The 22461-nt window shown below is 33.6% G+C and carries 18 protein-coding genes and 1 riboswitch; of the genes, 2 read left to right on the top strand and 16 right to left on the bottom strand.

The annotated features are described in order from the left end of the window. Positions 1–7: 7 nt before the first annotated feature. The 5 genes from DW1_RS02205 to DW1_RS02180 all read right to left on the bottom strand — a co-directional run bounded on the left by DW1_RS02205 (position 8) and on the right by DW1_RS02180 (position 6629). Entirely contained in the window at positions 8–1609 is a 1602-nt protein-coding gene (locus DW1_RS02205) for a transporter substrate-binding domain-containing protein (RefSeq protein ID WP_074349000.1), read from the bottom strand. Positions 1610–2109: 500 nt separating this feature from the next. Continuing rightward, the gene (locus DW1_RS02200; RefSeq protein WP_074348999.1) at positions 2110–3186 is read right to left on the bottom strand and encodes a YkvI family membrane protein; all 1077 of its coding nucleotides are present in this window, start codon (positions 3184–3186) and stop codon (positions 2110–2112) included. A gap of 110 nt (positions 3187–3296) precedes the next feature. Beyond that, entirely contained in the window at positions 3297–4604 is a 1308-nt protein-coding gene (grdB, locus tag DW1_RS02190) for a glycine reductase complex selenoprotein B (protein WP_083605475.1), read from the bottom strand. Between the two features lie 24 nt (positions 4605–4628). Beyond that, positions 4629–5927: a glycine/sarcosine/betaine reductase component B subunit gene (locus DW1_RS02185; protein ID WP_074348996.1), complete on the bottom strand. Its 1299-nt coding sequence runs from the start codon at positions 5925–5927 to the stop codon at positions 4629–4631. 63 nt (positions 5928–5990) lie between these two features. Next, the gene (locus tag DW1_RS02180; RefSeq protein ID WP_242942419.1) at positions 5991–6629 is read right to left on the bottom strand and encodes a GntR family transcriptional regulator; all 639 of its coding nucleotides are present in this window, start codon (positions 6627–6629) and stop codon (positions 5991–5993) included. 393 nt (positions 6630–7022) lie between these two features. Here DW1_RS02180 and DW1_RS02175 point away from each other — a divergent pair, with 393 nt between their 5' ends. Further along, positions 7023–7232 (top strand): hypothetical protein, encoded by a 210-nt coding sequence (locus DW1_RS02175; protein ID WP_074348995.1) that lies wholly within the window; start codon positions 7023–7025, stop codon positions 7230–7232. Positions 7233–7259: 27 nt separating this feature from the next. Here DW1_RS02175 and DW1_RS02170 read toward each other — a convergent pair whose 3' ends face one another. The 8 genes from DW1_RS02170 to DW1_RS02135 all read right to left on the bottom strand — a co-directional run bounded on the left by DW1_RS02170 (position 7260) and on the right by DW1_RS02135 (position 18543). Then, complete coding sequence (locus DW1_RS02170) at positions 7260–7943, bottom strand: phosphoribosylaminoimidazolesuccinocarboxamide synthase (RefSeq protein WP_074349117.1); 684 nt, start codon at positions 7941–7943, stop codon at positions 7260–7262. Positions 7944–8060: 117 nt separating this feature from the next. Continuing rightward, a complete protein-coding gene (purD, locus tag DW1_RS02165) occupies positions 8061–9308 on the bottom strand; it encodes a phosphoribosylamine--glycine ligase (protein WP_074348994.1) in 1248 nt (415 codons plus the stop codon). Between the two features lie 62 nt (positions 9309–9370). Further along, on the bottom strand, positions 9371–10906 hold the full coding sequence (gene purH, locus DW1_RS02160) for a bifunctional phosphoribosylaminoimidazolecarboxamide formyltransferase/IMP cyclohydrolase (protein WP_074348993.1): 1536 nt from the start codon (positions 10904–10906) through the stop codon (positions 9371–9373). Beyond that, positions 10906–11529: a phosphoribosylglycinamide formyltransferase gene (gene purN, locus DW1_RS02155; RefSeq protein ID WP_074348992.1), complete on the bottom strand. Its 624-nt coding sequence runs from the start codon at positions 11527–11529 to the stop codon at positions 10906–10908. The genes purH and purN overlap by 1 nt, the downstream gene beginning before the upstream one ends. Further along, the gene (gene purM / locus DW1_RS02150) at positions 11517–12560 is read right to left on the bottom strand and encodes a phosphoribosylformylglycinamidine cyclo-ligase (RefSeq protein ID WP_074348991.1); all 1044 of its coding nucleotides are present in this window, start codon (positions 12558–12560) and stop codon (positions 11517–11519) included. Before purM ends, purN begins: the two co-directional genes overlap by 13 nt. Continuing rightward, complete coding sequence (purF, locus tag DW1_RS02145) at positions 12561–13937, bottom strand: amidophosphoribosyltransferase (RefSeq protein ID WP_074348990.1); 1377 nt, start codon at positions 13935–13937, stop codon at positions 12561–12563. A 61-nt stretch (positions 13938–13998) separates the two neighbouring features. Continuing rightward, positions 13999–14484 (bottom strand): 5-(carboxyamino)imidazole ribonucleotide mutase, encoded by a 486-nt coding sequence (purE, locus tag DW1_RS02140; protein ID WP_074348989.1) that lies wholly within the window; start codon positions 14482–14484, stop codon positions 13999–14001. A 279-nt stretch (positions 14485–14763) separates the two neighbouring features. Further along, positions 14764–18543, bottom strand: a complete 3780-nt coding sequence (locus tag DW1_RS02135; protein WP_074348988.1) for a phosphoribosylformylglycinamidine synthase — start codon at positions 18541–18543, stop codon at positions 14764–14766. Between the two features lie 298 nt (positions 18544–18841). Next, positions 18842–18943: riboswitch (purine riboswitch) on the bottom strand. Between the two features lie 426 nt (positions 18944–19369). On the opposite strand from DW1_RS02135, the gene DW1_RS02130 reads away from it, so the two are divergent. After that, positions 19370–19768, top strand: a complete 399-nt coding sequence (locus DW1_RS02130; RefSeq protein WP_074348987.1) for a SatD family protein — start codon at positions 19370–19372, stop codon at positions 19766–19768. A gap of 197 nt (positions 19769–19965) precedes the next feature. Here the strand turns inward: DW1_RS02130 and DW1_RS02120 are convergent, their stop codons facing one another. The 3 genes from DW1_RS02120 to DW1_RS02110 all read right to left on the bottom strand — a co-directional run bounded on the left by DW1_RS02120 (position 19966) and on the right by DW1_RS02110 (position 22400). Continuing rightward, entirely contained in the window at positions 19966–20793 is an 828-nt protein-coding gene (locus tag DW1_RS02120; RefSeq protein ID WP_074348985.1) for a SatD family protein, read from the bottom strand. Positions 20794–20920: 127 nt separating this feature from the next. After that, entirely contained in the window at positions 20921–22117 is a 1197-nt protein-coding gene (locus tag DW1_RS02115; RefSeq protein ID WP_074348984.1) for a patatin-like phospholipase family protein, read from the bottom strand. Next, entirely contained in the window at positions 22071–22400 is a 330-nt protein-coding gene (locus DW1_RS02110) for a hypothetical protein (RefSeq protein WP_074348983.1), read from the bottom strand. Before DW1_RS02110 ends, DW1_RS02115 begins: the two co-directional genes overlap by 47 nt. Positions 22401–22461: the final 61 nt, after the last annotated feature.

Raw genomic sequence — 22461 nt, 5'->3', positions numbered from 1 at the left:
ACATGTATTATTCTATAGCCAGTGTAGCAATAGGCAAGCTAATAGTAATGCTTGTTCCTACTCCTTCTATACTGTCTATTACAATTTGTCCCTTGTTCTCCTTTATAAGTTGATGTGTTATAGATAGCCCTATTCCATATCCATATTTTTTTGATGTGAAAAAAGGATCAAATACCTTATTTAATACACCTTGTGAAATCCCACATCCATTGTCCGTTATAGTAATTATAGCACTTTTATCATCTGTGCTACCAGTTATTGATATTACCCCATTTTTTTCTATTGCCTCTATACTGTTTAGAAGTATATTTATCATTATCTGCTTAAGCTGTGATGTATCTGCCCATACCTCTATGTCTGTTCCACTTTCTATTATTCTAATATTTTTTTCGTTCATTTTCTGTTTTAATAATATAATTATATCAGAAAGTACATACTTTAGAATGTTTTTCTGAGGAACAGAAGCTTTTGGCTTAGCATAATCTAAAAGAGTGCTTACTAGACTATTAAGTCTGTTTATTTCCTTGGGTACTATCTTAACAAGTTCCTCCACAAATTCTGGGTTGTTTATTTTAGAAGGTAGCATGTCTATAAATGCTTTTATAGATGTCAGAGGATTTCTTAGTTCATGAGCAACTCCTGCAGACAGTTCACCTAGTGCTTTCATTTTATCGTCATGCATTGCCATATCATATAATCTTTTTATTTCATTTGTTCTATTTTCAACTTCTCTTTTTAAGCTTCTATTCAAGATAATTATGATTACAATAGCTATCAAGGCTATTAGTATGATTGCTAGGGATATATATAATAACCTTTGCCATCTTATACCAGGTTCTAATATCTCCTCTCCAAACCACTTCTTGTAAATTTTGTCATAAGTCCCATTTTTCTTTATAGCTTCTATTCCCTTATCTAATAAATCCAATATTTCTTTGTTTCCCTTTTGGACAGCTGAAGAATACTGGGTAACATACATAGGCACTCCAACTATTTTTACATCTTCTGTCAAACCTCTTTTTTGAATGTAATAAATCCCTGTTAATCTATTACCCATATAAGCTTCTACTTCGCCATTTAATAAAGCATCTAATGCCTCTGCTTGATTTTCCTTTTCTATCAAGATTATATCAGGTACCTTAGCAAGTATCTCATCTGTCACATCTCCTGTCTGAATTGCAACCTTAACTCCCGATAAATCTTCTAATCCAGCTATATGGGTTGTGTTCTTCATAACAAAAATATTTTGAGAATTTGTGACTAATGCTTCAGTAAAATCATATATCTCTTCCCTTGAGCTAGTTCGTGTAATTCCTTGAATAGCATCTATTTCTCCATGTTTGAGAGAGTAAAGTGCAGTTCCCCAGCTCATTGGAATTAACTCTATGTCTATACCTAGTTCAATTGCTACTGCTCTCATAATGTCTACATTAAAGCCTCTATAGCTACCGCTTTGGTCTATAAACTCATAGGGTGGATAATTGTTATCACCGCCAATTCTAATTACTCTACCTTCTAAGCTTTCTTCATTTATGGCATAAGTTATAGTAGGTAATAAAATTATTATGAAGATTAACATAAAAACTCCCATATGTTTTTTATGTATCATTTATTTCACCTCTGGATCATATTCCATATTCATACATTCTTCGACAAAATAACCTATAATATAATAATAACATATAGTCATAAGGAATTTAATCTATTTTATCTGAAAAATAGATGGCAAATGAAAAAGGACGATTCTTCTGTGTCAGTATTTAAGACACAGAAGAATCGTCCTCTTGTACAGCAGAAGGATGATATTCTTATCACCCTTTACTATTAATAGTGTGTAGATTAATCTTAACCCAGCATGAAAAGACTAATCATAGCTAAAATTCCATTAGTTACTTCTGTTATTAATAATATTATTCAAGAAATCCTAAATTAACAAATTAAATTTTTCAATACTCATTAACTAGTAAATTAAAATTTTCAATACTCATTAATTGACAAGTTAAAATTTACAATTTATTTTAAGATTAAATTATAACCTTAAATACTGTTTGTCCTTTAATATCAGTAGTTATGAATCATATCTTTTTCATATTTCTGGATATCTAATGATTAAAAAGTTTTATTTCTAATACTCTTAATTACCATCAGCACTAATAATAGAATACCTACATATCCATTGATTACATAAATAATATTAACTAATCTATCAAATGGTACTTTTAATCCAATAAAAACTCCTATGACTGCCAAAACAATAGTAATAATTTTAAATTTACTACTCTTTTCATCTGCAATTCTGGACGAAGCTGTCCAAAGCAGTGGTACTGCTGTAGTATAAATACCTGCTACAACTGTTAATGAAAACAATACAGCTATAGCTGGATGTATATTGGCTGCTAAAATCAATGATGGAATCATAGACCCTGCAACTTGTTCAATGTTCGCCATAAGTCCTAATGCAACAATTATAACAGCTATAGAAAAAGCTATTGCTCCAAAAACTGCACCAAGAGCAGCTTCTTTTTTGCTATTTGCTGTTGCTCCCATAGAAGACATAAAGGATGCTAACCAAAGCATACAGAAGCCAACATAGGAACCTGCTGCAAACAACCAGTTAGTAGATGCCTTCATTAATTCTAAAGTAGGTATAACCTCATTTGCATTACTTAATCCTCCAGGGTTTATAATGATAGCAGAGAGACCTAATAATATTGATAATACAACTATTACCGGACCAATTTTCCCTATTACATCAACTATCTTGCCTAGTCCGAAAATAACTGTTCCCCCTGCAAGTATGCCCATAATGATACCGCCAACAGCAACAGGTAGTCCATATTGTTGATTTAATGTAGCACCAGCTCCTGCAATCATTACTACAAATGACATATAAATAAAAATTACTGAAAAGTAATCATAAAACTTTCCTATGGTTTTACCACAGTAATATGTGTAAATGTCACTTCCTTTTGGAAACTTATGTTTCTGTCCTACTGTTATAAAACTAACTCCAACATACAGAAACAATACAAACATAACTATTGCACCTGCAATACCCATATGTCCATAAGAGGCAAAATATTGCATTATTTCTTGTCCAGTAGCAAATCCTGAACCTATTAGAAATGCTATAAATGCACCTGCAAAAGCAAATACTTTTTTCATGCTCACAGTCTGATTATTCATAAGAACCCACCCCCTATTTAGTATAAGTCAAGCCTGGTTCTACTCAAAATTTTTAGTTATTGCATTTGAACCCCAATACTGAGGTCCAAATGCAAAGATACACTAAAGTTTTATTCAAATTGAGTTGCTTCTGTAACCTCTGTTGCTAAAGCACCTAATGCTTTCTTAACTAGATTGCGTCTCAACTCTAACTCATTATCTGGTGTAAGGCTTGGGTCTCCAACCGGGTGTGGAATAGCTACAGTAGGTACTATTCTATTTGCTCCTACTGATTCAGATATTGTTGTAATAGTAGCCATATGAACTATTGGTATACCATATCTTTCTATTTCTTTTACCATCGTTGCACCGCAACGAGTACAAGTGCCTCAGGTGGAAGTTAATATAACACCATCTACTCCGGCTTCTTTTAACTCTTTTCCTATTTCAGTTCCAAACTTAACTGAGTTACCTACAGATGTACCTGTTCCAGTAGTTGTGTAGAAGTATTTAAATACTTTACCTATAACTCCCGCTTTCTCATATTGCTTTAATAAATCAAGAGGTGCTACTCTATCAGGTACTTCGTTTGCATATACTGGGTCAAATCCGCCATGGATAGTACAGTATTCACCCTTAAGCTCATCTAGGTTTTCAACATCATACTTTCCCCATTTTTGGGCACTTGCAGATTGAATTCTATCAGGGTTACCTAGTGGAACCATACCACCACTAGTGACTAAAGCTATAGTTGCTTTGCTTAAATCTTTTATAGCTGGTGCTGGGTCAACCATATCAAATACAGGCATAGGAAGCTCTGTTTCAAATTCTTCATTATTCAATCTTGCTAATAGCATTTCTACAGCTCTTTGAGAACCTCTCTTCTCTGCAAATACTGTTAATCGCTTTCCTTGAGGGATATAGCCTTCTTCCTGTGGAAGACCTAGTTCTTCTTTATTAAGTATTTTCTTAACTATCTTAGCTATAGTATCTAATGCTTTACGCATACCTGCTGCAGAATCAGATACACTTACTACTATTGCCTTGTCTTTACAAACATCTACTCCTGGGTTTTCAATATACATACCAGTTACTACAGGTATATTTAGCTTTTCTACAACTTCTTTTGCTATTTCTCCACAAGCCATACCATATCTACCTGCATTAAAAGCTGGTCCTGCAACCAGTATATCTGGATTAACCTTTTTAACTACATTAAATATATACTCTAGTGCTTCTTCCTTATTTTCATTGAAATAGTTATCACCGCATATGATAGTACCTACTACTTCTCCTACACCATTTAACAATCCATTAAGACCCATTGCTGGTCCTACTGTTTTCTCTACATATTCAGGTGCCATACCTGCCTTATCTTCTCCGCCCACCTGTCCAAAGAACTGATTTACATAGTATAAAACTCTATATTTATCTGTCATGTTTCATCCTCCTTTCGAATACGATTAGTATAATTTTGCTGTACAGTTGTGATAGCCTATTTCTGAGGTAGAACCAATAACTGCATTTAATTCACACATTAATGTTCCATCTTCTAATAAAGCGCCATCCCAGCCTCCTGCTAAAGTTGCTATTGCCTCAGCATTTCCGATAACTCTATCAGCAGGTGGAAGAGTAACCACATGGCTAACATTTCCTCCAGATACTACTGCTACTGCTTCTTTAGCTGTATCTGCTAATGGTTGAGACATTCCATCCCAGCCAGAACATTCATCAGTAATTAGAACAGTTTTTATACCTGCATTTTCTAATCTCTTACAAATCATCAATAGGTCTGAGTCCGGATTTCCGTAGCCTTCTTCTGATACTATAACTCCGTCTGCACCTAGCATCTTACATAGCTTAGCTGTATAGTCACAAGTTCTAAACTTACCTTCTAATGTAGTAAGCTCTGGAGTTAATATAACTCCTAAGAAATTTAACGTTTTCCCATGTTGTGCATATAAGTCTAAAATAACTGAATTATTTTGGTGTTGGTAAGTAGTTATCTTGTCACATGCTGCAACACAGTTACCACTTATTACTGCACCATCTAATTCCTCATTTGGATGTAACAATGTTGGTAGTATCTTTTGGCTGTTTACTCCATATATATATCCATCATGAAGTAATCCTTGAGAAATTAGCATTTCAACATATAGCACCTTTGGTAGATTTGGATACTTAGCAATTTCTTCTGCCATACTTCCAATTTCATATGTTAGTACTTCATCTGGCTCTACTTCTCTTCCTGCTTCTCCTACAAGCTCAGCAGCTCTTAGTCCAGCTGATCTAACTACAGTTTCATGTGTATGTGGGTCAAGCCCTTCAATTGGTGTAATATCTACAACTAAGTTATAAGTTTTGGAAAATGGAGTCCACTTAGCTCCTTCATCCCACATATCTATTACACCTTCTTGGAAGCCTACAATATCTCCAATAGTAACAATAGCTGCTCCGTATAAGATATTTACTTTTCCTTCTCCTAATTGTGCCATTTTAGTTGTTACACCAGGAAAGCCATTTCCATCGCCTTCTATCTTAACTCTTGGCTCGATAACGTCCTTTACTGGAATTATTCTAACCTTTTCTCCAGGTCTTGCAATGTCCAGTTTAATCTCTTTAATTCTTGTATCTTCCATTAACTTTTCAATTATATCTTCTTTTCTTACTGTTAAAACACCATCTTTTACAGCTGTTTCATTTCCAAATTGAATGTCCTTAATATGAATTCTCCTAAGTTCTAGTTTTAAAAAAACCTTAATATTGGCTTAATAATCATTGAAATTAAGCCAATATTAAGGTTCTATCCTAAACAAGTATGTTTTCTACAACAGCTCTTGCTTTATTTTCTCTACAAATTCATCAATATGCTCTCTTGCATACTTTTCCGCATTAGCTGTGTCTTTTTCCTTTATTGCCTTCACTACCTTGCTTAATGTGTTTGTAAAAAGATCCATTGAATTAAAAAATTGCTCTGAATAATGCCATAGTCTCTCAGTATGTATATGAAGTCTTTCTAATATTTCAGATAAACAAGGATTTCCACAGCTTTCTGATATTATCCTATGGAACTCTTCATCATCATCTATTGCCTTTTGATAATCACTTTCTATGTCGTATTGATTTAGCCTATCTACTATGGCCTCAAGTCTTTTCAAGTTTTCATTACTGATTCTCTCAACAGCTAGCCTTGTTGCAAAAGGATCTATCTCTCTAGTTACTTCAAAAACAGATTTCATATATCTAAAATCTATAGGTGTTACTTGTGCACCAAATCTAGGGATAATATTAAGTAGCTTATCATCACTTAATTGTTGGAACACTTTACGTATTGGTGTTCTACTTATTTCAAACTCATCAGCAACGTCAACTTCATTTAAGACCTCACCCGGTCTATACTCTAATTCGATAATTCTTCTTTTAAGCAATTTGTAAATTTCATCAGAATCAATTTTCTTAGTCACTTTATCATAACTCCTTATCATTAATTTTATAAAGAAATATTCTAATATAGGCATTATATGCCTATGTTAATAATATATCATCCTTTGATAGATTAGTAAAGTACTAATAGTATTTCTGATGTATTTTTAAATCACCTTTTTTTGGGTTAGGCTTTTAAAAATTTTTATTTTTCGTCAACAAAAATCTATAACATAATAATAGCATATAGTACCAAAGAGATTTATCTATTTTATTTAAAAATAAAGAAATAATAATTATAAGATTTGTTAGTTCTACAAGGCTTAACTATAATATACCTTTGCTAGTATAGCTTTACTACAAATCTTTAATGAATCTACAAAATATACCTTCATAGAGGTAAAAATAATATTTCATAGTAAAGGAGTGGATTTATGGAAAATAGGAGTGAAAGAAATAGTCCTATAGGTATAAATGGATATGAATATCTCCTTCAAACATATAATTCACGGAAACATCCCATTATTGAAAATCAAACTAATGCAACTTTTTTCCCTTGGAGTATGTTAAGGGATGTAGATGCTATTGACACAGCAAAGTTCTATGAAGGTACAGATGCAGTAAATTATGGTGATTCTAAATAGAATTAAAGGGAGCCTAGCTCCCTTATTCTATCTTAATATTAACTTTTCCAATTCTAATGGTTCAATATATTTTCCTTCTTTATATGCTCTCATGTTTCCTCCGGAGATTTCATCAATTAATGCTATTTCTTTGTTCTCTCCTATTCTGCCAAATTCAAGCTTTATATCATATAACTCTATATCTTTTTTTGCAAGCTCCTCTTTTACTATATGTGAAATCTTTTTTGTCAAATCTTTTAAAGTTCTATATTCATCTGATGACAAAATTCCTAACATAACAAGAGCATCCTCAGTGATAGGAGGATCTTGACGTTTATCATCTTTAAGTGTAAATTCAACAAAAGCGTCTAATTGTTGGCCTTCCTCAGCATACATTCCATATCTTCGTATGAAGCTTCCAACTGCCCTATAACGGCAGATTACTTCAAGTCCATTACCAAATAGCTTTGCAGGCCTTACTGTCATAGTACCTTCTTCTAGGTTTGAATCTACATAATGAGTAGGGATTCCTTTTTCCTTTAAAATCTCAAAGAAAAGCCTCGTCATTCTAAGGTTAGATTTTCCTGAACCTTCTATAGATAAGCCTACAGTGTTAGCGCCTGGATCAAAGACTCCGTTTTCTCCAGTTACATCATCCTTAAACTTTAGTAAGTAGTCTCCATTATCTAATAAATATACATCCTTTGTTTTTCCTCTATAAACTATATTCATAGCATCAACCCTTTCACTTTTAATAATTCTTTTCACAATGCTTCCGTCTACCCATTTGACACTAATTTTTGTATAGAAGTTTACTAAAAGATAATTTTGCTATGCTAGCCTTTATGATTAGTTACCGATATCCTTTCGATACTGCATTCCATCAAAATGTATCTTACTTATATTCTCATATACCTTTTTTCGTCCTTCGTGTATACTATCTGCTAATGTAGTTATGGCAAGAACCCTGCCTCCGTTTGTGACTAATTTGTTCTTCATTTTTGTTCCAGCATGAAACACTATTATATCCTTATCAATTTCATCTAGTCCAGATATTACTTTGTCCTTTTCATATGATTCTGGGTATCCAGCTGATGCTAAGAAAACGGTAATACATGTTTTAGTGCTCCACTTTAAATCCTCTTTTCTTATAGTTCCATCTAAAGTCTTTAAAAAAATATCCATAATATCGTTCTCTAGCCTAGGAATCACTACTTCTGCCTCTGGGTCGCCAAATCTGGCATTAAACTCTAACACCTTTGGTCCATTTGAAGTGATCATAAGACCTATAAACAAAATTCCTTTATAACCTAAATTCTCTTCCTTTATTCCTTTTATAACATTATTTAATATTCGCTCTTCAACTTCTTTCATCATATGTTTATTAAGGGCACTATTTGGAGAAATACAGCCCATGCCACCTGTATTAAGACCTTCATCATTGTCAAAAATTCTTTTATAATCTCTTGCACTTTCTAGTGGGATTATTTTATTACCATCTACTATGCACAATAAGGAAGCTTCTGTACCTTCAAGAAACTCTTCAATGATTATTTTATTGCCTGCCTCTCCAAACTTTTTGTCTTCCATTATGCTTATAATAGCACTGATAGCCTCATCTTTGTTGGCACAAATAAGTACTCCCTTACCTGCAGCAAGTCCATCAGCTTTAATAACTAATGGATAAGTAAAGTTTTTCAGCCCTTCAATTGCTTCCTGTGATTTCCTATATACAGCATATCTTGCAGTAGGTATTTCATATTTCATCATAAAATTCTTTGCATATTCTTTGCTTCCTTCAAGCATTGCCCCTCTTTTGCAAGGACCAAAAATCTTTAGATCTTTTTCTTCAAATTTATCCACTATTCCATCTACTACAGCTGCATCCGGTCCTACAACAGTCAAATCAATATTCTCTTTTAATGCAAAAGTAAGTAGAGAATCAATATCCTCAGCATGAATATCTACACATTGTGCAAGCTCTGATATCCCTCCATTGCCAGGTGCTGAATATATTTTGGTTACTTTTGGACTTTGTGCTAGTTTCCAAACAATAGCGTGCTCCCTTGCACCACTACCAACTACGAGTACTCTCATAATTCCACCCCTTAAATTTAGTTTTTGTAATCTCATGTCATTACCCGGGAAATATGTCGAAACTAATGTTTAAAATGTCTTGCTCCAGTAAATATCATAGTTATCCCATGCCTATTTGCAGTTTCTATTGAATCACTGTCATTTATTGAGCCACCAGGTTGTATAATAGCAGTTATTCCTGCCTTAGCTGCTGTCTCTACGCAATCAGGAAATGGAAAAAACGCATCAGATGCCATTACACTACCCTTAGAGTTTTCCCCACATTGTCTTATAGCATTTTCTAATGCCCATATTCTACTAACTTGTCCGGGGCCTACTGCTACAGTGCCATTATCTTTTGCCAGAACTATGGCATTTGATTTAGTATTTTTCACTACCTTCCATGCAAATAGCATATCTTCTAATTCCTTGTCAGATGGTTTTCTGTCAGTTACTACTTCTAGCTTTTCATATAGACAGTTTTGGTCTCTATCTTGAATCAATATCCCTCCAAGAACCTTTTTCATATCATAAGTTGAGTATTCATTCTTAGTTATACCAGCTAATGATAATAGTCTTATATTTTTCTTAGATTTTAATATCTCTAATGCTGATTCAGAATAAGAAGGTGTTATGACAATCTCTATGAAAATTTCATTTATCATTCTAGCTGTCTTTTCGTCTATCTCTCTATTAGCTGCAATTATTCCTCCAAATATAGATTGCTTATCTGCTTCATATGCCTTTATAAAGGCTTCCTCTATGGTTTTTCCACTGCCTACACCACAAGGATTTCCGTGCTTCACTGCTACTACTGTTGGTTCATCAAACTCTTTTAGTATCTCTAAAGCTCCATTGCCATCACTGATATTGTTATATGATAATTCTTTTCCATGAAGCTGGATTGCATCTGACAGCGTTCCTTTAGTTTCTAATACTTCAGTATAAAACCCTGCATTTTGATGAGGATTTTCTCCATATCTTAAGTCCTGCTTTTTATCAAAGGTTAGAGTTATTATGTCAGGAAATTTAATATTTGCTTTTCTATTGAAATAGCCTGAAATAAGTGCATCATAGCCACTGGTATGCTGAAACACCTTTGCAGCTAGGTATTCCCTAGTGCTATCTGAAGTCTGTCCCTTATTCTTGAGCTCTTCTATGACTAAATCATAGTCTTTCGGATCTACTAGTACAGTTACAAATCTATAGTTTTTTGCAGCTGCCCTTAGCATAGAAGGACCACCAATGTCAATATTTTCAATTATTTCTTCATGACTGACTCCTTCTTTTAGAATAGTCTGCTTAAATGGATACAAATTGTTCACTACCATATCTATTGGCTGTATTTCCAATTCTTCCATAGTTTTCAAGTGCTCTTCATTATCTCTTAAAGCTAATAATCCACCATGTATTCTTGGATGCAGTGTCTTTACCCTTCCATCAAAGCATTCCGGAAAACTAGTTAAGTTAGAGATATCAATAGCTTTAATTCCAGCTTCAATAAGTACCTGTTTTGTACCTCCTGTTGAGATAATCTCCCACCCCATCTCAACAAGCTTTCTTGAAAACTCTACTATACCAGTCTTGTCGTATACGCTAATCAATGCTCTTTTCATTATTACACCTCCAAAACCTTTCGGTCTATAACCTTCAATCTTCCTTGACAGAACATTTTAACAGCTTTAACTAACAATGTATGCTCTACTTCTAAAACCTTTTTCTGAAGAGACTCTACTGTATCGTTATTATGAACTTCTATTGATTTTTGAAATATTATAGGCCCTGTATCAGTTCCTTCATCTACAAAATGTACCGTTGCTCCAGTGACCTTTACTCCATACTCTAAAACTGCTTTATGGACTCTTTCTCCATAATAGCCTTTTCCACAGAAGCTTGGGATTAAGGCCGGATGGATGTTGATTATTCTATTTCTATATTCTTTTATGATTTCAGGACTTAAAATTCTTAAATATCCTGCTAATACTAGTAATTGAATACCTCTTTTTTTCAGCTCCTCTAGGATTTTTTTATTGAAATCTGAGTTGTTTATAAAGTCCTTTTTATTGATAAATAAAGCCTCAATACCATGCTTCCTTGCTCGTATAAGCCCATAGGCATCCTCTCTATCTGATATAACTACACATATCCTTCCATTTATCTCCCCTGATTCAATACTGTCAATTAAAGCTTGAAGATTAGTGCCATTTCCAGATATGAGCACTCCAATCCTTACTGATGACATAGATATACTTCCTTTTCTCCCTTAATTATTTCACCTATTATATACGCTCTTTCATCCTTAGTTTTTAAGAATTCAACTATACTATCAGCATCCTTAGAGTCTACTGCCATGACAATGCCTATTCCCATGTTAAAGGTTGAATACATCTCATGTGTTTCAATATGTCCAAGCTTTTGAATGACATTGAAAATAGGCGGTACCTCCACATGTTTTCTATCCACAATAGCCCTAAGTCCATCTGGAAGCATCCTTGGGATGTTTTCATAAAATCCTCCGCCAGTTATGTGGCTAATACCTTTTATATTGAATTTTTGATTTAATTCTATTAATGCGTTGGAATATATCTTGGTGGGTTTTATTAGTTCTTCTCCTAGGGTACTGCCTAATTCATCAAAATAATGATCTATATCGTACTTATAAACGTTAAAGAATAGCTTTCTAACTAATGAGAAACCATTGCTGTGTAATCCACTGGAAGGTAAACCAATTAGTACATCTCCTTCTTTTATACTATCTCCTGATATAATCTTCTTTTTATCTACTATTCCTACTGCAAATCCAGCTAAGTCGTACTCGTTCTCTTTGTATAATCCTGGCATCTCTGCAGTTTCTCCTCCAATAAGGGCGCATCCAGATTTTATACAGCCCCTAGATACTCCTTCTACAATACTTGCTATTTTTGTAGGATTCAGCTTCCCTGTAGCTATATAGTCTAAGAAGAAAAGAGGCTTTGCTCCTTGGCAGAGTATGTCATTTACACACATGGCAACACAGTCTTCTCCGATGGTGTCATGCTTATCCATAATAAATGCAATCATAAGCTTAGTGCCTACACCATCAGTTCCAGATACTAATACTGGTTCATCATATTGATTTTTATCTAATGCAAACATTCCGCTAAAGCCACCTATATCTGATAAAACACCTTTTGTGAAAGTATTCTGCACATGTGATTTCATAAGCTTGACTGCTTCATATCCTGATGTCACATTTACTCCTGAGTTTTTGTATGTTAATCCTTCATTATTCATTTAATCTATCTCCCCTCTAGGAATCTCCATTGGATAGTCTCCATCTAAGCAGGCTAAACAAAATCCTCCTGTTTGACCTGTTGAGTTTATGAGTCCATCCTTTGATAAAAAACCTAAGCTATCTGCTCCAATCATTTCACGAATTTCTTCTACTGTTTTGTTTGCTCCAACCAATTCCTCTCTATATGGCGTATCTATACCAAAGTAACAAGGGTATATTACAGGCGGTGAGCTTATTCTTAGATGGACTTCTTTTGCACCAGCCTTTTTTAACATGCCCACTATCTTTTTACTTGTGGTCCCTCTTACTATTGAATCATCTACTAGAATAACTCTTTTCCCTTCTATGTTTTCCTTTAGAACATTTAATTTAATTTTTACTCCCTGTTCTCTATCGCTCTGATTAGGGTTAATAAAAGTTCTTCCCACGTATCTGTTTTTTATTAAGCCTATGCTATAAGGTATTCCTGACTCCTCTGCATAACCAATAGCAGCAGATGTGCCTGAGTCTGGTACTGGAACAACTATATCTGCATCAACTGGATGTTCTTTTGCCAGCAATTTACCTGCCTCTTTTCTCGCTAAATAAACACTAACTCCATCAACTTTACTGTCTGGTCTTGCAAGATAAATATATTCAAATATACAAAGCTTTTTCTTGCGCCATTTGTCATTGAATATGCTTTTTACACCGTTTTCGTCTATGATGACCATTTCTCCAGGTTCAATATCCCTTATATATTCAGCTCCTATAGTATCTAAAGCACAGCTTTCTGAAGCTAAAATATACCCATCTTCTATTTTTCCTAGACAAAGAGGTCTTATTCCTAAGTTATCTCTAACTCCTATAAGCTTGTCTTTGCTCAACAATACAAGGGCATATGAACCCTTTATTAGTTCCATCAATCTATTTACTGCCTTCTCAATATCGTCCTTATGGTATCTAGCCAGGATATTTGCCATTACTTCGCTATCATTAGAGGTTTGAAATACTACTCCATCATCTTCAAGTATTTCTCTTAGACTATCTGCATTCACTATACTGCCATTATGTGCGATGGCAATGGAACCTTTTTTATACTTAACAACTAAGGGCTGAGCATTTACTGATAAATTTTCATTCTCTGATGAATATCTAACATGACCAATACCTAGATTGCCCTCTAACTTATCTAGCTTAGTATTATTGAAAACTTCTGAGACTAGTCCGGGTTCTTTATAGTAATTTATAGTTCCTTCTTTATTCACTGCTATACCTGCGCTTTCCTGACCTCTATGTTGAAGGGCATAGAGACCAAAATAAATCATACGTGCAACATCTTGTTCCTTTGAATAAACCCCAATAACTCCACATTCTTCTTTTAATTTGTCATCCATTTCATCACCTCTATTCCTTATTGTTATAAAAATAATAAAATGGTGTTTATTTTATTATTTTTTACAACCTTTTATTAATTTCTTTATCCTTCTCCTCAACTTCCTTAGCCATTTTCTTTCTATACTCTTTTAATTTTTCTCTTAAGCTTTCATATTTTACTGACAAAATTTGAATAGCTAATAATGCTGCATTTTCTGCTCCATCTATTGCCACTGTGGCTACTGGTATTCCCTTTGGCATTTGGACTATAGATAATAGAGAGTCTAATCCGTCTAGTGTCGATGATTTTATAGGTAGTCCTATAACTGGAACTATACTGACTGCTGCTAATACTCCTCCAAGATGTGCTGCCTTTCCTGCTGCTGCGATTATAACCTCTATGCCTTCTTCTTCTGCACTTTTTCCGAATTCTACTGCTTTGTCTGGAGTTCTATGGGCTGATATAACCCTAATTTCCGTATCTACTCCAAACTCTCGTAAAATCCTTATTCCTCTCTCCACCACTGGAAAATCAGATTCACTTCCCATTACAATTGCAACTTTCATGTTACTACCTCCCCACTTAGAATGTTTTGCAAATTTTAGTCAAGAAGTTGCTTTTCACCATTCAGTATGGGAAATCAATAAAAATATTTAGCGAACATTTGCAGGACGCGACTATAATTCTTAGCGAATGGAGGTGAAAAATCCGTTAAGCAGCTTGCACTGTCTGAGCGAAGCGAGTTTGCAAGCTGTAGGATTTTTTGCCGGAATGAGCTATAGAATTATTCGCGACCGAAACCGTGAGCGTGTATTTTTATTGTATTTCCCTTTCTTAGTCTAAAATTATCTAAAATACCTAACTCCCGCTTCAAATATCTTCTGATCCATTTCTCCATAGACATTTTTATAAAGATTCTTCCCTATTCTCTCTGAATGTCCCATCTTTCCTAGCACTCTTCCATCTGGACTTGTGATTGCTTCTATGCTGTGGAGTGAACCATTTGGGTTAAAGTCCCCGTCGTAGCTAGGATTTCCATTAAAGTCAACGTACTGAGCAGCTATTTGTCCTTTTTCTATCATTTCATTAAGAATCTTTTCATCAGATACTAGTCTGCCTTCTCCATGTGATACAGGTATCGTAAACACATCTCCTACATTCACATTGTTTAACCATGGTGATAGATTAGACACTACCTTTGTCTGGACCATACGGGCAACATGTCTTCCTAGTTTGTTAAATACAAGAGTTGGTGAATTTTCATCTATCTCTCTTATTTCCCCATATGGCACAAGTCCAAGCTTTATGAGAGCTTGAAATCCGTTACATATTCCAAGGATTAAACCATCCCTATTTTTAATTAAATTCATGACCTGTTCCTGAATATATGGATTTCTGAATACTGTTGCTATGAATTTTCCTGAACCATCTGGCTCATCACCTGCACTAAAACCACCTGGTAAAGCTATTATTTGACTCTCACTTATTCTTCTAGCCATTTCGTGAATGGACTCCTCTATTGCCTCTCTAGTCAAATTCTTAAATACTAATGTCTCAACTTGTCCTCCTGCTTTTACAAAGGCTTTTTCCATATCATATTCGCAATTAGTACCTGGGAAAATTGGCATAAACACCTTTGGTTTTGCAATAGCGTATTTAGGTTTAATAATATTTCCTTTACTATAGCTAATCTTCTTAGGTGTTCCTTCTGTATCTTTTTTTATAGGAAATACGTCTTTTAAGGGCTCTTCCCATTCGTTTATAGCTAGCTCTATGTCAATATGCACATCTCCAATAGTTATAGTTGGATTTTTTGTGGTGTGTCCTATTATTTCATATTCTAGTCCCTTGAATAAGTCATTTAGATTTTCAGTATTATTAATTTCTAGCACTAATGCACCATAATCAGGAGAAAATAGCTTTTCGGTTTTATATCCTTCTAAAAACTTCATTCCTATTTTGTTTCCGAAGCTCATTTTGCTTATGGCTGCTGCAATACCACCTATTCCTATATTATGAGCTGATAATACTTTTCCTTTTTTGATGAGGTCATGGATACAAAGTAAGTTTTTATTAAGAGTCTCAAAATCAGGAGTCTCGTCTTCCATTCTAGGTGAACTAAGTAATATTACTTGGCTGTCTGTTTTCTTAAATTCTGGTGAAATAATATGGCTTGCATCTCCTATACATACTGCAAAGCTTACTAATGTAGGTGGAACATTAAGCTCATTAAAGCTTCCTGACATACTGTCCTTACCACCAATGGAAGGTACCATAAATCCTTTTTGAGCCTTAAATGCACCAAGTAAGGCTGCAAAGGGTTTGCCCCATTTTTCCTCATGGTCCCCTAGCTTTTCAAAGTATTCTTGGAATGTAAGTCTTATTTTTTTAGGGTCTCCCCCCATCGCCACTATCTTTACAACTGAATCAACTACTGCATATAATCCACCGTGGAATGGGCTCCAAGTAGAAAGCTCTGGATTGAATCCATAAGTCATAAGGCTACAAGTATTCGTCTCTCCATTTAATACTGGAATCTTCGCTGCCATTCCTAGTGATGGTGTTAGATTGTATTTGCCCCCAAAAGGCATTAACACTGTACCTGCCCCTACCGTACTATCAAATTCCTCTACTAATCCCCTTTGACTAGCTACATTTAAAGCCTTTAGATTATTTAACCAAGCAGTCTTAAGATTAAGTTTACTTTCATTAGATCCACCACAATATGTTGTGTTGAAATAACTTCTAGAAGTAGGCTCCTTCACATAGACTTTAGTTTTTTGTCTAATTCCGTTAGTATTTAAAAAATCCCTATCTAAGTCTAATATTGTTTTATTTCTCCATTTCATAATTAACCTATTATTTGAAGTTACCTTAGCTATTACTGCAGCCTCTAAATTTTCATCTGCAACATGTTCTTCCAGTATGTGAAGATGTTCTTTGTCTATAACTACAGCCATTCTTTCCTGTGATTCTGATATAGCTAGTTCTGTTCCATCTAAGCCCTCATATTTTTTTAGTACATTATCTAGGTTAATTTCTATGCTATCAGCCAACTCCCCAATGGCAACTGATACTCCACCAGCTCCAAAATCGTTGCATTTTTTTATTATCTTGCTAAATTCAGGTTTTCTAAATAATCTTAAAAGATTTCTTTCGATTAAGGGGTTTCCTTTCTGGACCTCCGCACCGCTTGTTCGGATTGACTCATCAGTATGAGACTTTGATGAACCTGTGGCTCCCCCACAGCCATCTCTTCCTGTTCTTCCTCCTATTAAGACAATTAAGTCTCCTTCTTTTGGTGCTTTTCTAACTACATTTTCCTTTGGTGTAGCTCCTATAACAGCTCCCAGCTCCATTCTCTTCGCTACATAGCCTTCATGATATATTTCAGATACATGTCCTGTAGCTATACCTATCTGATTTCCATAAGAGCTATAGCCTCTTGCCGCCTCTGTAGTGATTTTCCTTTGAGATAGCTTACCTGGAATAGTATCCTCTATTTTCCTTCTTGGATCTCCACTACCTGTAATACGCATTGCTTGATAGACATAGGCTCTTCCTGATAAGGGGTCTCTTATGGCTCCTCCTAAGCATGTAGATGCTCCTCCAAAAGGTTCTATTTCAGTAGGATGATTATGTGTTTCATTTTTAAACATAAGAAGCCATTTTTCGATTTCTCCATCAACTTCCACATCTATATTAATACTACATGCATTTATTTCATCAGAAACATCTAAGTCATCTAATAATCCTCTTTTTCTAAGCTCCTTCATTCCTATAGTTGCAATATCCATTAAGCAAATAGCTCTATTTTCTTCATAGACATAGTTTCTAGAAGCTAGGTATTCTTCATATGCCTTTTTTATGGGTCTACTAAAGACACCTTCTTCAAATTTTATGTCATCTATTTCAGTCATAAAGGTAGTATGTCTACAATGGTCTGACCAGTATGTGTCTATGACTTTTATTTCAGTTATTGTAGGGTTTCTCTTTTCTGTGTTTTTAAAATAATCTTGACAAAACTTTATGTCATCAAGACTCATAGCAAGCCCTGTTTTTTCCTTAAAACTCATTAGTTCTTCTGTAGATTTTTGGATAAAATCTTTGATTATATCTACATCATTTGGAGGTATACTATTATCTTCTAATGTTTCTGGCTTTGTAAGGATTGATTCTCTGCTGTCTACAGAGTTTATACAATGGTCTTTTATCTTTATTAACTCTTCATCTGTTATATTTCCTTTAAGCATGATTATTTTAGCAGTTCTAACAGTAGGTCTCTCTCCTGTACCGAGTATTTCTATACATTGAGCAGCAGAATCTGCCCTCTGGTCGTATTGTCCAGGAAGGTACTCAACTCCAAAAACCCTGTAGTCTTGGCCTATAGGCAATTCTTCCTCATGTACTAAATCAATATTAGGCTCTGAAAATATGTTTTTTATAGCTTTTTCATATACTGCATCAGATATTCCCTGAATATCATACCTACTTAAAACTCTCACTTCCTCCAATTCTCTTATGCCAAGATTTTGGTTTAAGTCATTAAATAGCTGTTCTGCTCCTACATCAAATCCTTTTTTCTTCTCAACAAAAATTCTTCTTACTTGCTTATCCAAAAACATCACTCCTCACATACAAATCCTTATTAGGCTCTAAAATATACTTCTTAAAGTTTTTTCATAGACTATACTAGATATTCCTTTAATATCATACCTGTTAACTATTCTTACTTATTTCAATTCCTTTATGCCTATATTTGATTTAAGTTACAATGCAAAAAAGCCCGGACAGAGTAAGTTTCACTATATGTGAAACCTACCCGTCCGGGCTTTTATCCCCAAGGTGTAATATTACTTTAAAATAAGCATAGTAATATCTGTACCGCTCGGACCAGACAAATGCTAATAAGCACCTCGGAACCCTAGGTACACTTTCATCCATAGTCAAGTGATTTACGGTCACTTGGTAGAAACTTCTCAGCCATATCCTGAGATTTATATGGGCACAATATTATTTTTAAATACCACAACTAAATAGTAACAACAAAATTACTATAAGTCAATACATATTAGTAATTTTATAAATCTTCCAGCAAATATTCCTCATCTCACATAAAACCTTTCTCCTTTATTGACCACCTTGTATTCACAACATATCTATTGTTTTCATATTATGGATAAAAAGTTCAAAAATTAAACCCCAATAATAATGGATAGGTTCAGAACATTTAATGTTATTCAGCATTTATTTTGCTTATCTACAATAATTATCTACTTTGATTTCCTATAATTTTGTCTAAAAGGGTTTTATTTGGAAATAATATTATTGGATTTTGTTATGTATGTAAAGGTTAAGCTTAAAACTTTAACCAGCAACAGGTTAAGTCTAAAACCTTAACCTGTTGCTGGTTAAGTTGATATGCTTAACCATGTATATTAGGAGGATACTATGACTTATTGCACTATGATATGTGACATTTGTTCATCTAGAAAAATCAAAAATAGAGAAGAAATACAATACAAAATTATAGACATGCTAAAAGAAGTAAACAAGAAATACAATGATATAATACTATCTCCATTTATCGTTACTTTGGGGGACGAGTGGCAAGGTTTGCTGAGATATCCATGTGATTATTTGAACATAATCAACTTCTTTAAAAAATATATTCCAGATATAAAATTCTATGTAGGTATTGGAATAGGAGATGTTAGTATTCATAACTTTGAGTTAACAGTTAATCAACTAGACGGTCCATCATTCTATAGAGCACGAGAAGCAATAAAACTAGCTAAATCAATAAATTCCCCTATGATTATCTTATTTGATGACTGGGATGACATCTAAAGAATATATAATCATTCCTCCAATTATAGCAGAGATAAAGCTAAGAAAAGTCCCTATTATGAAATATTCTACAAATTCATCATTATCTAATTTCTTAAATCTAGCTATTGATTTTGCTAAATCTTCTCTGAAGAATATATTTAGATTGAAATATAAAGTCCCCTAATAGATGTCCAAGGATCAATAATAATAAAATTCTAAATCTCATTTTTATTACCTTTCCTTATTTCATGATATACCTTAAAAAGCTTATCTATTATTAACCTATTATTTTCTATAAGAAAATAGTTTGATGCATGTAACTTTTGACTTATACTAGCTTTTGAAATATTTGGATTCTTTTTAATAATATTGTTGTATGACCCCTCTTTTTTGTAAAGTTCTATTATTTCAAATTGCTTTTTAGTGATTCTCCTTTTTAGTACTTCTGTATTTTCAATTAGGGCATTAATAATCATATTTAAAGATACATCGTCACTATAATTATTTGAGTCTCCAAAACAATCAAGTGAATCAGCTATGACCATTGAAGCTGCTACTTCATCAAAAGCGTACTCTTTCCTTGAGTCATCTGTAACTGTATCTAACTTATGAATAAAAATCTCACTACCTTTAAAAAACACATTATTCACATTACTATGTAATAACTTTTGATAAAATCTATTATTATCTTTGACAATGTCCAAGGCCTCTCTAGCTTTAATAAAGCACTCTCCATCCATAAGTCTTGTGTCTTCATAAATTTCAGTACTCAAAGTTCCTACTCCAATTCCTGCATAAATATCAACTTCATATTTTTCAAGAAATTTTTGAAATAATTCAACAAATTTATAGCTCTTAGAAAGATCCTTTACTACAATTTGCCATTCATCACCTAAAGTAATTGTTATTGGAGCCAAAAGATATTTTTGATAATTAGAATTAACTAATCGAATATAATTTTTAAGATCAGATTGAATATTTGACCTATTGGATAATTTTCTTGAATTAATCATATCTATATTTATAACACCATATATACACATATAATCACTCCTTCCACTTCTAATTCTTATATTCAACAAAATCCTAAAATTTCCTTCTATGGTTCATTATTCTTTTTCAATCCTCTTATACAAAAACTCAGTCATAATGACTGAGTTTTAAAAATAATCATCTAAATATTTCAAAAACTATTTCATCAATTATAGGTTCTTTGGCGACCTTTGACAAAATCTCATTTTGTTTTATAAACCTTGGAATCCTATTCTTAGGTCTTCTCTTATATTTTTCATAGTTCTCCATTACCTTAGCATAAAATTCGTCATAGCTGTAAATTTCAAACTTCTCAAGCTCGCATTTTTTAGCTATTTCCTCAACTAATGCAATTACCAGCTCTTCATATCCTACGTCTTTGTCTAGCTTTAAAAGCTCTATTAGCCTAGGAATGATAAACTCCAATAGCATCCTTCTGTATGGAATATTTTCTATCCCTAGTATATTCCCTATCTTTAATACCTTTTTTTCATCTATATTCAAGAGATAATTTAAGAAAAACTCTTCATTATTTTTTGGCTCTATGTAATATTTTTTTCCTTTTAAATTTTTAAATATCTTTAAGGTGTCGTAGTATCCAAGCTTTAAATTTCTTCTTGCACCCCTATTAGTAAAGTCTAATGTATGGCAAAGCTTTTCTGAAGGCTCTATGTAGGTTATTTCTAAATCCTTTTCCTTTACCTTTCTTACTCTGCCTATGGCATAAAGCCTGATTGCAATAATATTTCTATAGCCCTTTTCGTATAAAAGTCTAATAGGTAAATTATCATGAAAAGCTCCGTCTAAAAAAAGCTTTCCATCTACCTTTTCACGTTTAAAGGTAGGATGGTATGCACTAGCCATTATATAGTCTGTTAACTTCCCCTCAGGAATATCTTCCTTAAAAAGTTCCATTGGTTTTTTATCTGTTAGAGATACAGTCACTATTCCATAGTCCATTTTAGATTCTCTAATTTTTTTTTCGTCTATATTGGCTTCTAAGAGATTTCTTATATTTTGTGTGTCAAATCCTTTATTTTTTATAATATTTATTAATTCTCTTACATATCTAGGTATATCCCTTGTTCTAATATCCATGTTCATTAATTTTTTAAAGTCGCTATCGTTTACATCAAGAACATCTGAGGGAGAAATGTTATGCCACATCTCATAAGCTTTTTCTAGATCTCCCTGCACAATCATAGCTCCATTTATGGCTCCAATAGAAGTGCCTACTACTCCATCTATCTCTATGCCTAATTCCCTTAAAGCCATACAGGCTCCTATTTCATAAGAACCCTTGGCTCCGCCACCTTCTAAGACAAGTCCAAGCATACATCCACCTCCACACAAATATTCTTAAAATAGACAAATTATCATAATAATATACTTTATCTATATTTACTTCACTATCATCGTGGGATATTGTGGGCTGTAACACTACTAAAGCATGGTTAAACTTGTAGCCCTGGATCTCTTCTGGAACAGCATTTAATTCAGGTAAGACTTCTTTAAAATTAGCATAATCATTGAATTCTTTCTCATTGTTATAAACAAAAATCACCCCATTATCTACTTTGACAAATTTATATTCGTTAAAATTTAGTTCTTTTTTCAAGTTTTCAAAAACTTCTAGAACTTTATCGTCTTCTGCAAAATAATTATCACTATGACTATGT

Source organism: Proteiniborus sp. DW1, from assembly GCF_900095305.1.
Lineage (GTDB): Bacteria > Bacillota > Clostridia > Tissierellales > Proteiniboraceae > Proteiniborus.
The sequence above is the reverse complement of the archived record's forward strand: the minus strand, read 5'-3'. Positions and strand labels throughout refer to the sequence as shown.